Source organism: Singulisphaera rosea (genome assembly GCF_054877945.1).
The window spans coordinates 321,539-341,078 of sequence record NZ_JBTYIP020000006.1 but is presented as its reverse complement, the minus strand read 5'-3'; the positions used below and the strand labels follow the sequence as shown (position 1 = coordinate 341,078).

10 protein-coding genes are annotated in these 19,540 nt (G+C 66.1%); 7 read left to right on the top strand and 3 right to left on the bottom strand.

The window, feature by feature from the left end:
• The first annotated feature begins 213 nt into the window (after positions 1 to 213).
• The 3 genes from ACYOEI_RS14210 to ACYOEI_RS14200 all read left to right on the top strand — a co-directional run bounded on the left by ACYOEI_RS14210 (position 214) and on the right by ACYOEI_RS14200 (position 8,007).
• On the top strand, positions 214 to 2,226 hold the full coding sequence (locus ACYOEI_RS14210) for a glycoside hydrolase (protein WP_462850162.1): 2,013 nt from the start codon (positions 214 to 216) through the stop codon (positions 2,224 to 2,226).
• A gap of 118 nt (positions 2,227 to 2,344) precedes the next feature.
• A complete protein-coding gene (locus ACYOEI_RS14205) occupies positions 2,345 to 5,254 on the top strand; it encodes a sigma-70 family RNA polymerase sigma factor (RefSeq protein WP_462850161.1) in 2,910 nt (969 codons plus the stop codon).
• A 140-nt stretch (positions 5,255 to 5,394) separates the two neighbouring features.
• Complete coding sequence (locus ACYOEI_RS14200; protein ID WP_462850160.1) at positions 5,395 to 8,007, top strand: sigma-70 family RNA polymerase sigma factor; 2,613 nt, start codon at positions 5,395 to 5,397, stop codon at positions 8,005 to 8,007.
• 142 nt (positions 8,008 to 8,149) lie between these two features.
• Here the strand turns inward: ACYOEI_RS14200 and ACYOEI_RS14195 are convergent, their stop codons facing one another.
• Positions 8,150 to 8,428, bottom strand: coding sequence for a ferredoxin family protein (locus tag ACYOEI_RS14195; protein ID WP_462850159.1), 279 nt, complete (start codon positions 8,426 to 8,428; stop codon positions 8,150 to 8,152).
• 191 nt (positions 8,429 to 8,619) lie between these two features.
• On the opposite strand from ACYOEI_RS14195, the gene ACYOEI_RS14190 reads away from it, so the two are divergent.
• Both ACYOEI_RS14190 and ACYOEI_RS14185 read left to right on the top strand, forming a co-directional pair.
• Positions 8,620 to 9,255 carry an ECF-type sigma factor gene (locus ACYOEI_RS14190; RefSeq protein ID WP_462850158.1) on the top strand — a complete coding sequence of 212 codons (636 nt, stop codon included), beginning with the start codon at positions 8,620 to 8,622 and terminating at the stop codon, positions 9,253 to 9,255.
• Complete coding sequence (locus tag ACYOEI_RS14185; protein ID WP_462850157.1) at positions 9,242 to 10,546, top strand: serine/threonine-protein kinase; 1,305 nt, start codon at positions 9,242 to 9,244, stop codon at positions 10,544 to 10,546. The genes ACYOEI_RS14190 and ACYOEI_RS14185 overlap by 14 nt, the downstream gene beginning before the upstream one ends.
• Before the next feature lie 240 nt (positions 10,547 to 10,786).
• On the opposite strand, the gene ACYOEI_RS14180 is transcribed toward ACYOEI_RS14185, so the two are convergent.
• On the bottom strand, positions 10,787 to 12,277 hold the full coding sequence (locus ACYOEI_RS14180) for a DUF1501 domain-containing protein (RefSeq protein ID WP_462850156.1): 1,491 nt from the start codon (positions 12,275 to 12,277) through the stop codon (positions 10,787 to 10,789).
• Between the two features lie 58 nt (positions 12,278 to 12,335).
• Positions 12,336 to 15,140, bottom strand: coding sequence for a PSD1 and planctomycete cytochrome C domain-containing protein (locus ACYOEI_RS14175; protein ID WP_462850155.1), 2,805 nt, complete (start codon positions 15,138 to 15,140; stop codon positions 12,336 to 12,338).
• Between the two features lie 463 nt (positions 15,141 to 15,603).
• Between ACYOEI_RS14175 and ACYOEI_RS14170 the strand changes: the two genes are divergently transcribed.
• Both ACYOEI_RS14170 and ACYOEI_RS14165 read left to right on the top strand, forming a co-directional pair.
• Entirely contained in the window at positions 15,604 to 17,646 is a 2,043-nt protein-coding gene (locus ACYOEI_RS14170) for a HEAT repeat domain-containing protein (RefSeq protein WP_462850154.1), read from the top strand.
• Positions 17,647 to 17,652: 6 nt separating this feature from the next.
• Entirely contained in the window at positions 17,653 to 19,482 is a 1,830-nt protein-coding gene (locus tag ACYOEI_RS14165) for a Hint domain-containing protein (protein ID WP_462850153.1), read from the top strand.
• Positions 19,483 to 19,540: the final 58 nt, after the last annotated feature.

The following is a 19,540-nucleotide window of genomic DNA, read 5'->3' as shown; positions in this document are numbered from 1 at the left end:
CTTGAGCTCGACGTCCTCCGGCAAGTCTCGTCGCCCTTCGGAGGCCGCCGACCCGGGCCCGAGATGCCCTGTCGATTTCGCGCGGCTTTATTCTTGCAGGCATTTCGGGATGGCGTCGTGCGTCGTTTTGGCCGAAGAAGCATTCAAGGCCTTTTGGATTCAACCCGATTTGGTGGCGAGGCGCGACTGATCGGGGCCTGTCAGGAGCATCCCGTGATCTTCTCGAGAATGCGACGGTTCGCGATCGGGCTGATTCCCGCGGTCGTCTTCGCCGCGAGCCTGCCCCGGGCCCACGCGCAGGGGAGGCGAGAGGTCGCGGGCAGGACCTACCAGATCGCGAATAGCCGCCTGACGCTCCAGTTCGTCGAGAAGGACGGGACCGTCAAGATCAAGGATCGTCGCTCGGGCCTCGAATGGAGCGAAGCGTCATCCTCGGCGGGGTTCCGCCTGACCGCGAGGCCGGTCGCCAGGGCCAGGAGCCTTGAGCTGAAGTTAATGCATAAGGAGACGGGCTTCTCGTTCACCGCGCGCTACGCATTCGACGAAAAGAATCCCGAACGCCCCGAGGTCGTCCTCACGATCCTCCCCGGGAGCGGGGGCCCGGATGCCGCGATGGCGAAGAGCCTCTACTATCCCCCGCCGATCCTCACGGCGACAGGCGAACAGCTCGTCCTGCCCTTCAATGAAGGCATGCTGTACCCCGTCGACGACATCAGCGTGGAGCCACCGGTTTACCTGCGATTCTGCAAGGGTTTCGACCTTTCGATGCGATGGATGGGTCTCGTGAGGTCGGCCAAGGGGGCCGGGATCCTGACCCTGTTGGAGACCTCCGACGACGCGGCGGTCCGCACCGAGCGCCGGCGGGCCCACGCCGAGGGGGAGCCCGGCTTGCTCGCCGCCGCCCCGGTCTGGATGCCCTCGCTCAACTCGCTGCGATATACGAGGACCTTGCGCTACGTCCTGTTCGATCGGGGGGGCTACGTCGCGCAGGCCCGCTGGTTCCGGGAGTATGCGAAGGCCAACGGCCTGTGGGAAAGTCTCGCCGACAAGGCGAAGCGCAAGGAGGGCGTGAAGACGCTGCTGGGCGCGGCGAACGTCTGGGCCTATGTGAAGGATCCGGTCCATGTCGCCCAGGAGATGAAGCAACTTGGCATGGATCGGGTGCTCTGGTCCAATGCCGTCCATCCCAGCGACATTGTCCGGATCAATGAATTGGGCTTCCTCACCGGCCTCTATGACCAGTACCAGGACGTCTACCCGCCGGGCATGGGGGTGGGCCTCCCCCAGGAGAACTCGCAGGCCATCGTCTGGCAGGAGGACGGCACCCCCTCGGAGGGCTGGACGATCAAGCCGAAGCGAGGCCCCTCGATCACGGCGCACGTCGACTGCCCGGCCCACGCGCTCGCCCGCGCCGAGGTGATCCTGTCGGGCCGCCAGCGTACCCATCCTTACAAGGCCCTGTTCCTCGACACCACCACGGCCAGTGCGTGGCCGGAATGCTTCAACACGGCGCACCAGGCGATGAAGCTCCATTCCCAACCTCGGCTCTCCCGCACCGAGTCGAAGGACCTCCGGCTCCGCCTGATCCGGTACTCCGGCGAGAACCTGAAGCTCGTGATCGGCTCGGAGGACGGCATCGACTCGGCGGTCCCCCTGCTCGACTACGTCGAGGGGATGATCAGTAACGCATCGCTCAACATCATCGGCGACCACGCGGACGCCAAGTCCGAGCCCGTGCTCGACTCCGAGATCTCGACCGACTTCCATCGCTTCAACATGCCTTATTACCAGGGCCACGCCTATCGGATCCCGCTCTGGGAGTTGGTCTATCACGACGCCGTCGTCGTCTACCCCCACTGGACCGACTACGCCAGCCGCTTCTCTCCGGCCATCTGGCAGCAGAAGGACCTCCAATACATCCTCTACGGCACCCAACCGATGTATCTCTTCAAGGACGAGGCCTGGGCCCGGCAGAAGGAGGCGATCGTGGCGAGCTACCGCAACGTCTCCTCGGTCACGAGCCTCGTGGCGGGCCACGCGATGGTGGACCACATGTTCTTGAACAAGGAGGGGAGCGTGCAGCGGACGCGCTGGGACAACGGGGGCGACGTCATCGTGAATTTCGGCGACACCCCGTTCAACAACGGGTCGATACGGGTGGAGCCGAAGAGCTTCATCTGCGTCCGGATGCCGGGTTTCGTCACCCCTCCCGCAGCGAAACATTGATCCACCTCGGCTCTCGTCCGCCCGACTTCGCGAGTTCGCCGAGAAAGATCGATCCAGGGCCCGACTCGTTGCAGTATCCTCCGTGGGCAAGGACAGACCACCCCACGGGGCGACGCGAATGGCGAGAGTCAAGACGGCAACCCTGGTCCGAGAGATCGTCCCCCTGTTCGAGTCGGGGACCATGAGGGACCTTGGCGACGGCCAGCTCCTCGAGCGATTCATCGCCGGGCGTGACGAGCTTGCGTTCGAGGAGTTGGTGGCCCGGCACGGTCCTGTCATCCTTGGGATCTGTCGGCGATCGCTCGACGACCCGAGGGACGTCGAGGATGCGTTCCAGGCTACGTTCCTCCTCCTCGTCCGGAAAGCCGCCTCGCTGCGGGATCGCGAGACCGTGTCGAGCTGGCTCTACGGCGTCGCCCTTCGCATCACGCGGCGGGCCCGGGCCGACGCCCGACGGCGCCTGGGCCGCGAACGCCCGATCGCCGAAGACCCCTCCGACCGCCGGCCAGCCCTTCGCGATTGGGACGGTGACGAGATCCTCCCCATTGTTGATCAGGAGATCCGGCGACTTCCGGACGTCCAGCAAGTCGCCGTCGCCCTCTGCGTGAAGGAAGGCTATACCCACGAAGCGGCCGCGGCCCGCCTCGGCTGGCCCCTCGGGACCGTCAAGAGCCGGATCGCCTCAGCCCGACAGACCCTGCAACGCCGGCTGACCCGACGCGGCCTCGCCCCCTCGCAATGGACCGCGATTTTGACCCCCGCGCTCCCTCGAACCGGGCCGGCCGAGATGGTCCCACCCCGGCTCGCCCGCCGGGCCCTCGAGACCGCACTGGGACTGGCCAACACCTCGGGCGGCATCTCGCCGTCGATCGTGCGACTGGCAAAGGGGGCCATGAGGATGACCCTCGCTGCCAGAGTCCGAGCCGTAAGCGTCGGCCTGGTGGCGCTCGGAGCCTTCGGCTGGGCCGCCCCGGCGTTTTTCAGCGCCCGTCCCGCCAAAACGGCTTCCAGCCCTGTCGGGCCGGAGGCCGCGCCCGCTCCTCGGGTCGCCGTTACACCCCCTGAGCCGCGCACCGACCGGTACGGCGATCCCCTGCCTGTCGGGGCCGCGATGCGACTGGGCACCGTGCAATTCCGACAGCCCTTCATGCAGAACCCCTTATTCTCCCGAGATGGTCGATTCGTGCTGACGGACGAGTTCGGGGGACGTATCCAAGTCTGGGACTCACGGGACGGCAGGAGGCTTCGGAAAGTCGAACTGGGTATCGATTATATCAGCAACTTCGCACTCTCGCCCGACGGACAGACGATCGCCGCGATTGGATTCCAATCCTCATCCGGAATGGACCTCACCAAATTCAGACTGACCCTCACCAACCTCACGACTGGGCTGCGGACGGGGCAATTCGAGTTCGACGATCAACAAGGCCCCCAGACGATCGTTTATGCGCCTGACGGGAAATACATCGCAACCATGCGTGAAGACGGGCCCATGCGGCTATGGGACCTCGCCGCCGCGAGGCTTCTTTACGAGGAACGCATGGCGGAATGGACGAGTTCGTCGGTTGCCTTCTCACCCCAACCCGCGGGTTATCGACTCGCATTCGCCGACAGTCGCGCCATCCACCTCCGTGACCCTGCGAGGAGAGAGGATATCCGCACGATCCCCCTCGACGGGGAGCTTCAACCAACCAGCCTCGCCTTCTCGCCGGATGGAAGGACCCTCGCGTCGGCGTGCTCGGGGGGTTGGCCAACGATCACGCTCTGGAAGGTTGACGACGGTTCGGCCGTCTGGCGATTCTCCAGGAGCGAGCACGCCACGGAGGTTAGATTGACATTCTCTCCCAACGGGGCCGTGATTGCTGTGAAGGGGATGGTGGAAGACAAGGACTCGGTCGTGCTCCTGGACACTGCCACCGGGAAGGAGAGTGAAGAACTCGCGAGTTCGATCCCAGCGAGTCACTCACTCGCATTTTCTCCCGACAGCAAGACCGTCGCGACGACATGGCAGCATCAATCGCTCCACCTCTGGGATCTGCGCACGGGCAAAGACCGACTGGCCACCCCTGAAGCCCACGTGGGCGATGTCAGAGCCCTAGCCTCCATCGACGGCGGCAAAACTCTGGTCTCTGGGAGTGACGACCGGACTGTCCGGTTCTGGGACCTCGCAACGGGCCAACCGACGAAGACGCTGGCTCTTGGAGGGTGGGTCCAGTCGCTCTCGGTCTCCGCCGACGGCTCGAGGATCGCCGCAGATGTATCCTACCCGAAAACCGAAATCCAGGTATGGTCTCTCAAGACCGGTGAGTTTATCCGCAGCCTCTTGCTCGGGCATGAGAATATTGGAGCCATTCATCTCAACGAGAACGGCGAATCCGTAGTCGCCCTGACCGAAGATAGAATCCTCCATACCTGGGATGTCTCGACCGGTAAGGAACTTGCGACCAAGACGATGATTCCGGAAGAACCTAGATCACAAAACGGCATTTATCCCTTTTTCACGGATGCCGGCTTCTCGGACAACGGCCAATTGGTCGCGTTCTCAAGTCTTGGAGAACTCAAAGTCGTAGATGTCGCCAGCGGTCTCCTGCGATTCACGGCGACGTCGACGGGTTCGTTCGCATTTGCTCCCGATGGCCGGAGCCTGGTGGTTACCAAACATGATCCCTCATCGACGACCGGGCCGGCGGTAGACGGATCTCGCTCCTCCGCTTCGACCGCCCTAAGCAAAGTCCTCCGGCTCGACGCCAGGACGGGCGACATCCGAGGAGAAATCCTGGTCCCCAAGCCCGGAGCGAAGCGTCTCGCGTTCTCGCCGGATGGCAAGGCGCTCGCCTTATCTACAGATTCTCGAAGAAAGGGAGAATTCCTCCGAATTATCCGACTGCGCGACAACAAAGAGCTCTACACCTTCGAGGTCCCCAGCCCCTGGATCCAAAGTCTAACCTTCCTACCCGACGGCAAACGGATCGCGGCAGGACTGGACGACACGTCGATCTTGGTCTGGGACATTCCCAAGATGGAATGACCCGCGCCGTCCGATGGACCAGGGAAGAAACCCGTGCGAACTCCCCGGTCAGCCCACGGGATTCCCCGGAAAGTTTGGAAAGATTCCCCGGCCTCGTGCAAGGTGATGATAGGGGACCATCACCGAAGGGGATGTCGACCATGACCGGGAACGAACCTTCCGCCGTGCTCCGCGACGTCCGCACGCTCTTCGGCCCGGGGACGACGGTCGGGCTGACCGATCGGGAGTTGCTCGACCGATTCCTCGGTCGTCGCGACGAATCGGCCGAGGATGCGTTCGCGGCCCTCGTCCGACGGCACGGGCCGATGGTCTGGGGGGTCTGCCGCCGCCAACTCCGCGACCCGAACGACGCGGCGGATGCGTTCCAGGCCACGTTCCTGGTCCTGGCGCACCGCGCGGGCACCGTTCGGGGAGACGGCGAAGTGGGCCGCTGGCTCTACGGCGTGAGCCGGAAGGTCGCCGCCCGTGCGAGGACGATGGCCACACGCCACTCCTCGAGGAGCGAGGAAGGGCTCGAGGAGCTCGCCGCCCCGTCGCCCGACCCCGACCAGGCCGAATGGCTCTCGGTGCTGGATGAGGAGATTGCCCGGTTGCCTGAGCGATATCGAGACGTGGTCGTCCTCTGCGAGCTCGGCGGCCTCTCCCACGAGGAGGCGGCCCGGCAGCTCGGCTGTGCCATCGGGACAGTCGGCAGCCGGGCCTCGAGGGCGAAGGAACGCTTGCGAGCCAGCCTGGCCCGCCGAGGCCTGGCCCCGAGGGCGGGAGCGCTCGCGGGCCTCCTGATCCCGGGGTCGGTCCCTGCGGCCCCGACGCCCCTGCTCGCGGCGACGGTCCGCACGGCCATCCTCGTCGCCGAGGGACGAGCCACCACCGGGAGCGCCTCGGTCGCACACCTGGCCGGTGAGGTCATCAGGGCCATGTCCCTGATGCGCTGGGCTTCCGTCGTCGCGGCCTCGCTGACGGTCCTCGCGGCGACCTGCGGGACGGTCGTGCTCGCCCTGCCGCAGCCTACCCAAGAGGCACGGGCCTCTCGAGCCGTCCAGGTTCATCCCAATCGGCGGGATACTAGCACCGCTCGGAACCGCGGCCCGGCATCATCCGCCCGACCGCTGGCCCAAGCGGTCGCCCCGAAGCCTCCCGGGCCCGAGCCCCGAGTCCCGAGCACGGATGCCGACGACGCCAGGGCCACACAACTCGCACGCGGTATCCATGCCCAATCGTCAATGATCGACCGGCAGCCGAAGTTCAGCTATGTAGTCAAATACCGCAACGGCGATGTCGACTCGATGCGTGCCGTCGACCTATCTCTCGACCGGTTCAAGGAAGCTCTGACGGCGCCCGTCCTCGACAGGGATTGGTTCGGTTGGTACGGGATGAGCTTCTCCTGGGACCAAGAACGGTTCCTCTGGGAGATCGTCCCTCGCGAGGCCGATTTGCCCTCCGAGACCCAGTTCTGGACGAGGACCGACGCATGGGCACGTTACGCGGCAAAGGATGGATCCTCGACGAACTACACGCGTGCGCAGTCCCCAGCGACGTTCTGGAAATCCCTGGTCCTTTTCAACTACAGTTACCTCAGGCTCACCCCGCGTCGCTTCTGGTGGGGACGGACGACGAGGCCCAACGCCCAAGCCATGAACCTGATCCCGCCGGAGGACTCGACGTGGAAGCCCCTGGGGACGGAGAGTTTCGTTGGCGAGATCTGCGACGTCGTGGACTCACCCGAGCGGTTCGAACGCCTCTGGATCGGGCGTGAGTCGCGGCTGCTCCGAGGGGTGCTCTCCTCTTATGGCGACGTCAACCTCTCCAAGGTCCAGGAATTCTACCAATCCGAGCCGCTCCGGAAGATCGCCGGCAAGGTGTTCTCCACATCCTACGACTACATCAATTGGCTCCATGGCGAAGCCTCGGAAGACCAAGTGATCCAGGCCAGTATCGCCTGGGAAGCATTCTCACGTCATTTCAAGCCTTCGACGATACGGCCAAACGAGCTCGCCATCTTCGACGACTACCGCGAGGTCGCGCCGGGCCTGCGGCTCCCGTTCCGCGAAGTCCGGGTCTTCCCCCACGCGTCGGAGGCGAAGCCGGACAAGCACAAGCTCATCCGCTCCGAGCTCGTCGTGGAGTCGGTCCGGACGGACCTCGATCTCTCGGCGCGATTCGCCGAGTTGATGCCCAAAGACGGCGACCCTGTCCAAGATCAACGGTTCCAGGTCGCACTCGACCTCCGCTACAAGGCCGATCGACCCGACGACGAGATCCGCAAGCTCTCGGAGGTCGAGTACGCCAAACGACTGAAAGGCCAGTTGTTCATCGACGGCCTGGTCGAGCCGATCGCCGCCATGGTCGGCCAACCGGCCCCCGCCCTGCCCCCGACGGGCTGGATCGGCGAACGGCCGGCCGACCTCGCGGGCAAGCCTTACGTGTTGCACTTCTGGGCGACCTGGTGCGGCCCCTGCAAGAACGACCTCCCTCGGCTCAAAGCTCTGGCCAAGCAAGGGGTCGTCATCGTCGGCATGCACCCGGCGGGCACTCCTCGCGACGAAGTCGAGGCGGCCATTCGCAACGACGGCTTCGGCCACCCGACATTCCTCGAAGCCGCCAGCGACCGCAACACGCTCGTCGGCGGCTACCCGGCCGGCCTCTTCCCCTACTACATCGTCGTGGACGAAAAAGCACGCATCGCCGGCCACGGATCCCTCACGGACGTGCTCCGGAAATCCGGACTCACGACTTTGATCGGGAAGCGATGAGGCTATCTATCGAGCCACGGACGGATTGGATTTTTAGCCACGGATTGAACACGGATTCGACAGGAATCCCAATCAAATAATTTTCAATATAACGTTATTTACAATGTTTTTATCCTCGTTCAATCAATCCGTGGCCAAAGAATCAGCGATCCAACAGCGGAGGCTTACGCTCGAAGATCGGCGGGCAAGTCGCGGCCATTTCTCGGTTGAGTGCCACGTAGCCAACCCAGGCATCCGGGACATTGTCTTCGTAGAAGATGGCATCGACGGGGCATTCGGGGACGCACGCCTCGCAGTCGACGCACTCATCAGGATGGATGTACAACATCCGATCTCCTTCTCGAAAGCAGTCGGCGGGGCAGACGACGACGCAGTCGGTGTATTTGCAACCGACGCACGGTTCCGTGACAACGAAGGCCATGACTCTCCCCCAAGCGTTTGTGGCATGTCACCAAGCTTCGCCCCTGGTGATGCCCTTTCGCGGTCCGGACCGGCCACGCCTTGACCGAAAATGATTTGGGCGAGCGATTGTGAACCCAGAAGGCTCCTCGCCGAGTCGGATCCTTTAGAATGGGGCCGGAGACCCAGCCGAGAGAGGTCGAGGGATTGGCAATGACTCCGGAACAAGAGGGACTCGGCCCGATGGAGATCAATCCGACGCCGGCCGACTGGTCGTCACTCGCCTTGCTCCAGCGATATCAAGGCGGGGAGGACGGGGCCGCAGACGAGATCTTCGCGCGATACTTCGAGCGGCTGACCCTGCTGGCCCGGAGCCGACTCTCGGCGCGCCTGGCGAGCCGGACGGACCCCGAGGATATCGTGATGTCGGCCTATCGGAGCTTCTTCCTCGAGGCCCGCGCCGGGCGATTTGCACTGGCCCGAGGCGGAGACCTCTGGCGGCTCCTGGCGGCCATGACCCGGCACAAACTCTTCAGGCAGGTCCGGCACCATACGGCGGACCGAAGGTCTGTGGCGTCTGAGAGGTCGCCGACCTCAGTCGGCGGGGCCGAGATCGTCGTACCGAGCCGGGATCCAACGCCCGAAGAGGCGGTGGGACTGGCCGACGAGCTCGAGTGGGTCGCCTCGCGTTTGGATGCCTTCGGCCGCCGCGTGCTCGAGCTCCGTCTGCAAGGGGCCCAGCTCTCGGAGATCGGCGCGGACACCGGCCGATCCGAGCGGACCGTCCGACGCACCCTCGCCCGGATCCGGGCCCTCATGGCCGGGCGGTTCGACGATGAACGATCCTGACTTCGAGTCGCGGATCCTCCGCTTCGAGCGGGCCTGGCGAGACGACGCTCCGCCCGACATCGCGGAACTCCTGGAAAAAACGTCCCTTCAGACCCCCGAACGCCGGCGTCGGTTGCTGCTCGAGCTCATCTGCGTCGACCTGGAATTCCGCTGGCGGAATGACAGGTCCTGTCTTCTCGAAGACTACGCCGCACGATACCCCGAGCTCGGGCCTCCCGAACGGTGGCCCGTCGAGCTCATCGGCGAGGAGTATCGGGTCCGCCGGCGTTGGGGTGATCGGCCGTCCCACACCACGTTCCTCGAACGATTCTCGGCGGGACGCGCCGAAGTCGCCGCGGAGCTCGAGTGCATCGACCGCGAGCTTGAGGCGGAAGAGACGCCGGCGCGACTCGACCTCACCGCTTCACCTCGCGGGCCGACGCCTCCGACCGACGACGTCCCGGACCTGGCGATCGGCGTCCCGATCGTCTCCGATAAGGACCTCCAACTCCGACGCATGATCGGCGCGGGGAGGATGGGGAAGGTCTACCAGGCCCGGCACCACAGCGAGGGGCGCGAGGTCGCGGTCAAATTCCTTCGGAAGATGTACCTCACACAGCCCTCCGCGATCCGTCGGTTCCTGGACGAGGCGAGGACGATCGCCCGGCTAGGCCATCCCCACATCGTCGGGATCCACGGCCTTGGTCGGACCATCGGCGGGGCCTACTTCCTCGTCGTGGACCTGGTCGACGGACCGAACCTGGCCCGGCTCGGTGCGTCGAGAGAGATCACGGTGGCCGAGGCGATCCGATGGGCGATCCAGCTCTGCGACGCCGTCGCCCATGCGCACGCCAACGGGGTCATCCACTGCGACCTCAAGCCCGCCAACATCCTCCTCGCCCCATCCGGAGACATCCGCGTCACCGATTTCGGCCTGGCCCGAACGCTCGGCCGCTCGAGCCTGACGGCCGACATCGAGGGGACCGCGCCCTTCATGGCCCCAGAGCAAGCGTCCCGGGCCTGGGGTCCCATCGGCCCCTGGACCGACCTCTACGGCATCGGAGCCGTGCTTTATACCCTCTTGACCGGACGGCCTCCCTGGATCGGCCGACGACTTCCGGATGTCATCGCCGATGTCGTCAGCGGCGTTCCTGTCCCCCCTGCCCTCACTTTTCGGCCCGACTTGCCGCTCGCCCTCGACGCCGTCTGCCGACAGTGTCTGTCCAAGAATCCGAAGGATCGAGGCTCCCTTCACGACATTCAAATCAAAGTACGCAAACTTTACGATATACTTTCATTTAACAATAGATAGATCTGATCGGAAAACTGGGGTCGCGCAGCGAAAAGAGGCTGAGGTCAGCGCGTCGTACTCGCAGAAGGATCGAGCGATGAGATGAGGGAGGGATCACCGCGTGTGTTCCCGTTGACACAGGAGCCGGTCTCGGGCATTCCCATGCGGTGAACCTCTCGTCGCTGCGCGACCCCGGTTGTTCCAACCGGGGCTACCCATTTCAAACACCAATCAGGCTTTTCAATATCTTGCTCAAACCGTTCAAGCCAAGATTTCCCGCACAACCCGGCCGTGGACGTCCGTCAGGCGGCGCTCGATGCCGTTGTGATAGAAGCTGAGGCGCTCGTGATCGAGGCCGAGGAGGTGGAGGATCGTGGCGTGGAGGTCGTAGATGGTGGTAACCCCCTCGACGGCCTTGTGGCCGAGCTCGTCGGTGGCGCCGAAGCTGAAGGCGCGTTTGACGCCCGCGCCGGCGAGCCAGACGGTGAACCCATTCGGGTTGTGGTCGCGGCCGCTCGCCCCTTTCTGGAAGGTGGGCATCCGGCCGAACTCGGTGGTCCAGACGACGAGGGTGTCTTCGAGCAGGCCGCGTTGCTTGAGGTCGCGGAGGAGTGCGGCGGCGGGGCGGTCGAAGATCGGGGCGTGGATGTCGTACTGTTCCTTGAGCTTGCGGTGGCCGTCCCAGTTGCCGACACCCTCGCCCATGGCGTAGGAGCCGTTGAAGAGCTGGACGAACCGGACTCCGCGCTCGAGGAGCCGCCTCGCGAGCAGGCAGTTCCGGGCGAAGCCGCTGCGGACCGGGTCGGGGTCGTCGGTGCCGTAGGCGCGGAGGGTTGAGGGGGACTCGTTCGCGAGGTTGCCGACCTCGGGGACGGAGAGCTGCATCTTGGCGGCCAGCTCGTAGCTGGCGATCCGCGCCGAGAGCTCGAAGTCGCCGGGGAACTCTTCGAGGTGCTTCTCGTTGAGCACCTTGAGCAGGTCGCGGGCCGCGCGGTCGTTCGACGGGGCGACGCCCGAAGGGGTCGCGAGGTTGTAGATCGGCTTCTGGGCGTTGAACGCCGTCCCCTGGAAGACCGCGGGCAGGAACCCGTTGGCCCAGTTGTTCACGCCGGCCTGCGGGACGCCTCGGGGGTCGGGGATCGCAACATAGGCCGGCAGGTCGTCGGCCTCGGAGCCGAGCGCATAAGAGACCCAGGAGCCCATGCTCGGGAACCCGTCGAGCGTGAAGCCCGTGCTCATCTGGTTCTCGGCCGGGCCGTGCGTGTTGCTCTTCGCGGTCATCGAGTGGATGAAGCAGAAATCGTCGGTGAGCTCGGCGAGGTGCGGGAAGAGGTCCGAGACCATCTTGCCGGTCTCCCCGCGCGGCTTGAAGTCGTAGAGCGGCCGGACGAGGTTGCCGTTCTCGCCCTGGAAGGTCAGGAAGTTCTCCTTGGAGCCGGGCAAGGGCTTGCCGTCCATCTTGATCAGGCCCGGCTTGTAATCCCACGACTCGAGCTGGCTGCACGCACCCGAGCAGAAAATCAGCAGGACCCGTTTGGCCCTCGCCGGGAAGTGCGGAGGGCGAGCACCGAGCGGGTTCTCCGGGCGGATCGCGGGGCGGATCGGCCCCCGATCGTCCACCGCACCGAGTGCTCCCTGGTTCGCCAACAGGCTCGCGAGGGCGATCCCCCCGAGCCCGTTGCCCGCGTGCTCGAGGAACTGCCGACGGCTCAGCATCCGCCGGCCGGCGTGGGAGAGGGTGGGCTCGCTCATCTTGGGGGAACTCCCGCCTCGGTCCGGGCCGCGATGACCGATCGCGACTGGAAGGCTATCAGGGGATGAACAGGAACTCATTCGCGTTGAACAGCACACGACCGAGGCCCGCCAAGCCGGCCTCGTGGACCAGCCCGACGCAGAGCCGGGCCTCGTCATCGGTCGGATTGCGGCCGAAGGCCAGTTGGTAGGCGAGGCGGACCTGCGCCCGGGAGTCCTCGCCGGCCTCGGCGCGAAGTCGCTCGGCGAGGACGCCGGCCTGCTGCAAGACGAAGTGGCTGTTGAACAGGTTGAGCGCCTGGAGGGGCGTCGTCGAGCGGGCACGCTGGGGCTGCTTCTGGCCGGCGTCGGGGCAGTCGAAGGCCCCGAAGGTCGAGTCCTGCGCCATGCGCACCTTGGTCTGGTAGATCATCCGCCGCCAGTCGGCCGGGCCGTACTCGAGCTTGGGGTCGTAGACGCGGACGTAATTGTCGTTCGGCGCGAATCCGAGGAAGCCCGGCCCCCCCATCCTCGAGTCGAGCGCCCCGGCGACGGCGACCATCGAGTCGCGGATCGCCTCGGCCTCGAGCCGGCGGGGCGGGAACCGCCACAGCAGGCGGCTACCGGCGTCCTTCGCGAGGGCTTCGGGGCGAGGCCGGCTCGATTGCCGCCAGGTCGCGCTCGTGAGGATGGCCCGATGGAGCGACTTGAGGCTCCACCCTTGCGCGATGAGCTCGCTCGCGAGCCAGTCGAGGAGCTCCGGGTGGGACGGGGGGACGCCGTTGCGGCCGAAGTCGCTCGGGGTGCGGACGAGCCCCTCGGCGAAGTGATGCTGCCAGATTCGGTTCGCGATCACGCGAGCCGGGAGCGGGTTGGACGGGTCGCCGAGCCATCGGGCAAGCGCCAGGCGACGCTCGTGCTCGGGCGTGTCGGCCGGGAGCTCGAGCCGAGGCTGGAGCGAGGCCACCGCGGCGGGGGAAACCTGTTCGCGAGGCTGCGTCGCCTCGCCGCGATGGAGCCGATACGTCGGAGCGGCCTCGACGAACCGGCCCCCATAGACCCGAGGCAGCGTCGAGGTCGCACGCAACTCCGCCTCAAGGTCCGCCAGTTCGGACCGCAAGGCGGCCGAGGAAGTCCCCTGCTTCGTCGCCGAGTCTTGATTCGGCATCCCCTCGTAGGAGATCGCCTCACGGTCGCCCGACGTCGCCACGACCTTCCAGTGCCCCGCAGGGTCGGCGACCTCGAGCGTGTAGCCTTCGGCGAGGCGGTCGCTGTATTTCTGGTTTCGGTCGCGTCCCCAGACGACGACGTCGATGACTTCCGGCCGAGCCAGCTCGATCGTCACCCACCCCTTGCCGACCTCCGAGCTGATCCAACTCCGCTCGTTGCCGAATCGCCCGTCGTTGATGTGTTCAAGTCGGTGGATCGACGAGTCGGGGATCGTCCCCGAGGCGGTCGCCTTCGCCCCCGACGCGGCGAGGGCGACATTGCGGCGGTCGGGGCCGGCGGTGTAGACCTCGAGCTCGTCCACGCAGGGCTCGAAGCGATTCTTGTAGGTCGTGCGATGCACCGTGAAGCGGACCTTGGCGGCGAGGACGGGCGAGAATCGCTCGACGTTCATCCGAGGATCGATCGACGGGCGCTTCGGGACTCCCTGGGAACTCGGCTCGAGGCCCGCCACCGGCTCGAAGTCGAGCAACCGGCGCAGGACGTCGAGGACGCGCCCGCGGAGCTCGGGAACCCGCTTCTGCCGCTCGGCCCAATCCGCCGGGTGGAGCTCCCGGTCGCCGTGCCGCGTCCCGGCGAAGACCGCCTGCATGGCGTAGAAGTCCGACTGCAAAATCGGGTCGAACTTGTGGTCGTGGCATCGGGCGCAGTGGAGTGTCAAGCCGAGGAAGGCGCTCCCCGCCCCGGCGACCATGTCGCTGAGCTCGTCCTGCCTCGCCCTGAGCCGAGACTCCTCGTCCCGGCCGATCTGCCCCGGCAGGAGCGCGGCGCTGGCGACCAAGAACCCCGTGGCGCGGTCCTCGCCGACCTGGTCGCCGGCGAGCTGCTCGAGGATGAACCGCGGGTAGGGTGTGTCCTTGTTGAAGGCCTCGATCACGTAGTCGCGATAGGGCCAGGCGTTCTCGCGCGGGGTGTTCACCTCGAACCCGTGCGTCTCGCCGAACGCGATGATGTCGAGCCAGTGCCTCCCCCAGCGCTCGCCGTATCGGGGCGAGGCGAGGTAGCGGTCCACAAGCCGCTCGAAGGCGTCGGGCCGCTCGTCGACGACGAACGCGGCGATCTCCTCGGGCGTGGGCGGGATCCCGTGGAGGACGAAGGCAAGCCGCCGGATCAAGGTCCGCCGGTCCGCCTCGGGCGACATCGCCAGCCCCACCGCGTCGAGCTTCGCGCCGATGAATGTATCGATCGGGTTGCGGGCGTGGGACTCCGTCTCCGTGGAGACCTCGGGCGACGCCGGGCGTCGGATCGGCTGGAAGGCCCAGTGGGACTTGGCCGCGTCTTCAGGCCTGACGCTTGCGCTCTCCGGCCAGGTTGCCCCCTGGTCGATCCACGCGCGGAGGATCCCGACCTGCTCTGGGGTCAGTGAAGGGCCTTCCGGCGGCATCTTCTGGTCGGGGTCCAGGCCCGCGACGAGCTGGATCAGTGGGCTGTCGGCCCCCTTCCCCGCCACGATCGCGGGGATTTCATCGTCGCCCCCCTTGAACGCCGAAGCCTTGACGTCGAGCCGCAAACCCCCGCGTTGCTTGTCCGGACCGTGGCACTTGAGGCAGGACGCCGCCAGGATCGGCCGGACATCCTTCTCGAAGTCGACGAGCCGAGGCGCGGGGGGCGGCAGCTCGGCGACGGTCGTGGCGACGAGGATCAGCAGCGAGATCATCACTCTTGTCACCTCAACGGCGGGGAACGACTTCGACGACGTCGGTGTCGGCGGCGGAAGCGTCACGAACCCAGGGACGGAAGGACCTCACCTGACGGCTCCAGTCTACCCTCAAGCCACCGTCGAAATCCCCAACCATTTTCCCGGCCCGGGACGAAAACTCGGACCACCATTTCCTGTTCGAGCCCATCGCCCCGGACGATTTTGCGGCGGGACCGTCCTCACCACACCTTGCGATTGTGAATGATACTCACACTCCGCGGGGACACACTCGGTTATAAACGAGGTGACAGCAGTTCGCATTCGGATTGGAGAAATCGAGGCGGGGAGGATTCGCCACAAAGGCGCGAAGGACACGAAGAACACAAACAAGAAACTATCAATTTTTAAATTTCCTTTGTTTTCTTTATACCTTTGTGGTGACTCTTCCCCACCTCGAGCGGCCTGAAAGGAAGGCAAGTGGATGCTCACGCTTGGCCTGGTCGGGCTGATCCTCACCGTCGCTCCTCCCGAGAGGGCAAAGACCGACGCGGGTGCGGACGCCGAAGTGCAGCTCGCCCTTCAGTGTGAGGCGGGCGGGCGAGTGGAGGAGCGAGACGCGCATCTCAATCGCGCCCTCTCGATCGCCCCTCGCCATCCGGTCGCCCATCGCCTTCTCGGTCATGTCCTCGAGAACGGGGCCTGGCAATCGCCCGAAGCGGTCGCCGAACACGTCCGGCAGGACGCCGAGTTGATGGCCATCCTCGAACGCTACCGCACCCGCCGGACGACCCTTGCCGACACGGCGAACGGGCACTGGCAGATCGCGCGTTGGTGCGTGGAGAACGGGCTGACGGAGGAAGCCCAGGTCCATTTCGCGGCGGTCGTCAAACTCGCCCCCACGCGTGAGGACGCCTGGAAAGCGCTCGGCCTGCGAAAGCAGAACGGGCGATGGACGAGCGATGCGCGGGAAGCCGCCGTTCGTGCCGAGGTCGACGCCAGGCGCAAGGCCGACGCCTACTGGCGGCCCCGGCTCTCGAAATGGAAGACCTGGCTGACCCAACGCACCAAACGCCGAGTGGCCGAGGCCAACCTCGGCGATGTCGTCGATCCCGCGGCCGTCCCCGCCATCACCGCAGTCTTCGCGGCGAGCAATCCGGTCGATCAGCAACGGGCCGTCCGCCTCCTGGCTCAGATCGAGGGGCCGCCGGCCTCGAGCGTCCTCGCGGGCTTGGCGGTTCAGAGTCCTTCGGCCGAGGTCCGTCGGCTGGCGGTCGAGACCCTGGTCTCGCGCGACCCTCGGGACTTCGTCGACCCCCTGATCGACCAGATCCAGGACGAGATCGCCTACGAGGTCCGCCCGGTCGGCGGTCCCGGGTCGCCGGGGGAGCTGTACATCAAGGGCGAGAACGCCAATGACCGGCGGTTCTACTCCGCCCCCGCGCCGACCATCCCCTTCGACGCCTCGGCGGTCATCGGCTTCGACGACGACGGCCTGCCGATCGCGAATCGGGTCGTCGGATACACGACGGAGAGCGTCTACACGGCGCTGGACCCGCTCGCCAATGGGGCGCCGGACCTCACCGGCCTGCCGCAGTTCCTCGCCGGTCGTGCCGGGTTGGGGCAGCTCGGCGCACGGATCGGACAGCAGGCGGTGAATCAGCAGAACCAGACCAGCGGCATCGCCGGCTCCATTTCCAGCCAGACCGGCGGGACCTACATGCGTCCGCTCGTCGCTCCGATCCCGATCGGGCGGATGATGGCCCAGGCCGAGCAACATGCCGCAAATTCGCGGAGACAGCTCGAGGCCGACGTCGTCTGGCTCGAGGACTATAACCGCAAGGTCATCCAATCGAACGATCGCGCGATGCTGGCGATCCGGACCTTGGCGGGTCAGGACCTCGGCTCGACTCGAGCGGCGTGGGTGACGTGGTGGTCGTCGCGCGGAGAGTCCACGTCGGCCGCCCCCGCCCTCCGCCACCTGGCTGCCCAGGGGACGACCGACGTCGACGGGGACCGGACCGACCGCTCCGCGTACGTCGCCGGCCTTGGAGCGGGGACGACGGTGTGGACCCGCACCGGCCCTTGCGCGATCGAAACGCTCAGGGCGGGTGACCACGTCCTCTCGCAGGATCCCGTCTCAGGCGTCCTGGGGTACACGACCGTCCTGACGATCCGGCACGGCGTCTCCGCCCCGACCCGGACGCTCACGTTGGAGGATCGCGAGACGATCGTCGCCACCGACCTCCAGTCGTTCTGGCGTCCCGCACAGGGTTGGGTGCGTGTCCGCGACCTGAAGCGCGGCGACCAACTCCGGCTCCTCAGGGGCACGACGCACCTCGCCCTCTGCGGGCCCGCCGAAGAGCAGCCGGTGTATCAAGTCCAGGTCCGGGACGGCCTGGGGATCTTCGTCGGCAAGCCGGGGCTCGTCTGCCACGACGAGGGGAACGTGTACCCCGTGCCGGCCCCCTTCGACGCGCCGGCCGACGCCTCGACGCGAAAAGGCCCGGACCCCCGAGTGAGGTAGTGACGCATGCTGATCCACATGATCGTCGGCACGGCACTCCTGGCCGCGGCGCCCCCGACTCCCGCGACCGACGCCGAACCTGCGAACCTCGCGGAGTACAACGCGAGGCGCGACAAGACACCGAAAACGGCGGAGGCCCACTGGAAGCTGGGGCTCTGGTGCGAGCAGAACGGGCTGAAGGGGGAAGCGACGATCGAGTTCCTCGCCGTCGTCGAGCTCGACCCCAGGCGCGATGCGGCCTGGAAGAAACTTGGATATGAGAAATCGAACGGGCGATGGATGTCCGCCCAGCTGTTGGCCGCCGAGCGCGCCGAGATCCAGGCCCTTCGCAAGGCCGAGAGCACCTGGCGGCCTCGCCTGCAAAGGTGGAAAGGGTGGCTGTCGCAAAAGGCCAAGCGAGACGAGGCCGAGAAAGCCCTGGCCGAAGTCACCGACCCGCTCGCGGTGCCGAGCCTCTGGCGGGTCTTCGTCCAGGGGAACGCGGAGGACCAGGAACGGGCCATCGACATCCTCGGCCATATCGACGGCGAACGATCCTCACGCGCCCTGGCCGGCCTGGCCATCTACGGCAGGAGCCCCCAGGTCCGCCGCGCCGCGGTCGAAACCCTGACCCATCGCAAGGCCGACGACCCCTTCATGCTCTGGATCGGCGAGCTCGAAAAGCCGCTCGGTTACGAAGTCCGGCGCGTCGGCGGCCCAGGGTCGCCGGGGGTCCTGTTCGTCGAAGGCGAGCGCGTCAACGTCCGGAGGCTCTATTCTCCCCCGTCCGTGGATCAGATTCAGGGGGGATGGGTCGACCTGCCCGAGGCGAAGTTCGTGATCGGCATCCAGCTCGACTCCACCCCCCCAGGACCTCCGCCCGGTTCGCGTTGCATCGGCGCAATGGATGGAACCGCCCTTTACATCTACGACTATCACTGGGCCCTCCCTTCCCCTCCCAAGCAGGGGCCGGATCCTTCACCCCTCTACCAGGTCGCCGAGATGAGGCAGCTCCAGACGCAGGAGAACCTCAACTTCGAGCTCGAGGAAGCGGAGAAGATGGCCGCCGGGGCCCAGGCCCAGCTCGAGCACGACATCGCCACGATCGAGAACACGAACACGACGATCCGGGAGCGGAACGATCGCCTCGTCACCGCCCTCCGGCGCATTTCCGGCAAGAAATTCGGGCCCGATCGCGAGGACTGGCTGAAGTGGTGGACGGAACGCCGAGGTTACGAATACGTCCCTCCCCAGAAGGAGCCCAAGAAAGTCGTCGACGTGCAGGTCCCGCTCCCTTACGTACCGCAGGGCGGGCCGAGGCAGTTCGTCCCAGACGCCGGGGGTGGCGGTGGTGGTTTCAAGTGGTGCCTGGTCTACGAGAAGCAGAAGGACAAGAAACCGAATACGGGACAATGCTTCGCCGCCGGCACGATCGTCCTGACGCCCCGAGGGCCTCGCCCTATCGAGACGCTCCGCCCCGGCGATGCGTTGCTCAGCAGGGCCGAACTCGACGGCCCCAGCTCCACCGACATCGTCGAGGCCGTCTCCGAGAATCCCTCCGTGGCGACGCTCCGGCTCACCCTGGTGGATGAATCCATCGTGACCACCGCCGGCCACCCCTTCTATGACCCCGCCCTCGGCTGGACCTGCGCGGGGGACCTGAGACCGGGCAGCGTCGTCCTCACTCAGCACGGCCAGGCCCGCATCGAGGTGATCACCCCAGGCCCGGCGTCCCCGGTCTGGAATCTCCGCCTGAAGACCGGGGGCGCTTACCTCGTCGGCCGCCAGGGCCTCGTCGCCCACGACCTCAGCCCGGTTCTCCGAAACCCGGTATTTTCTTCAAAACCGGGTTTCTGACACCGTCAACGCCGACGCCCCTCTCGGGATCTCGCCAGCGTTCCCTCCTGGGATCTCG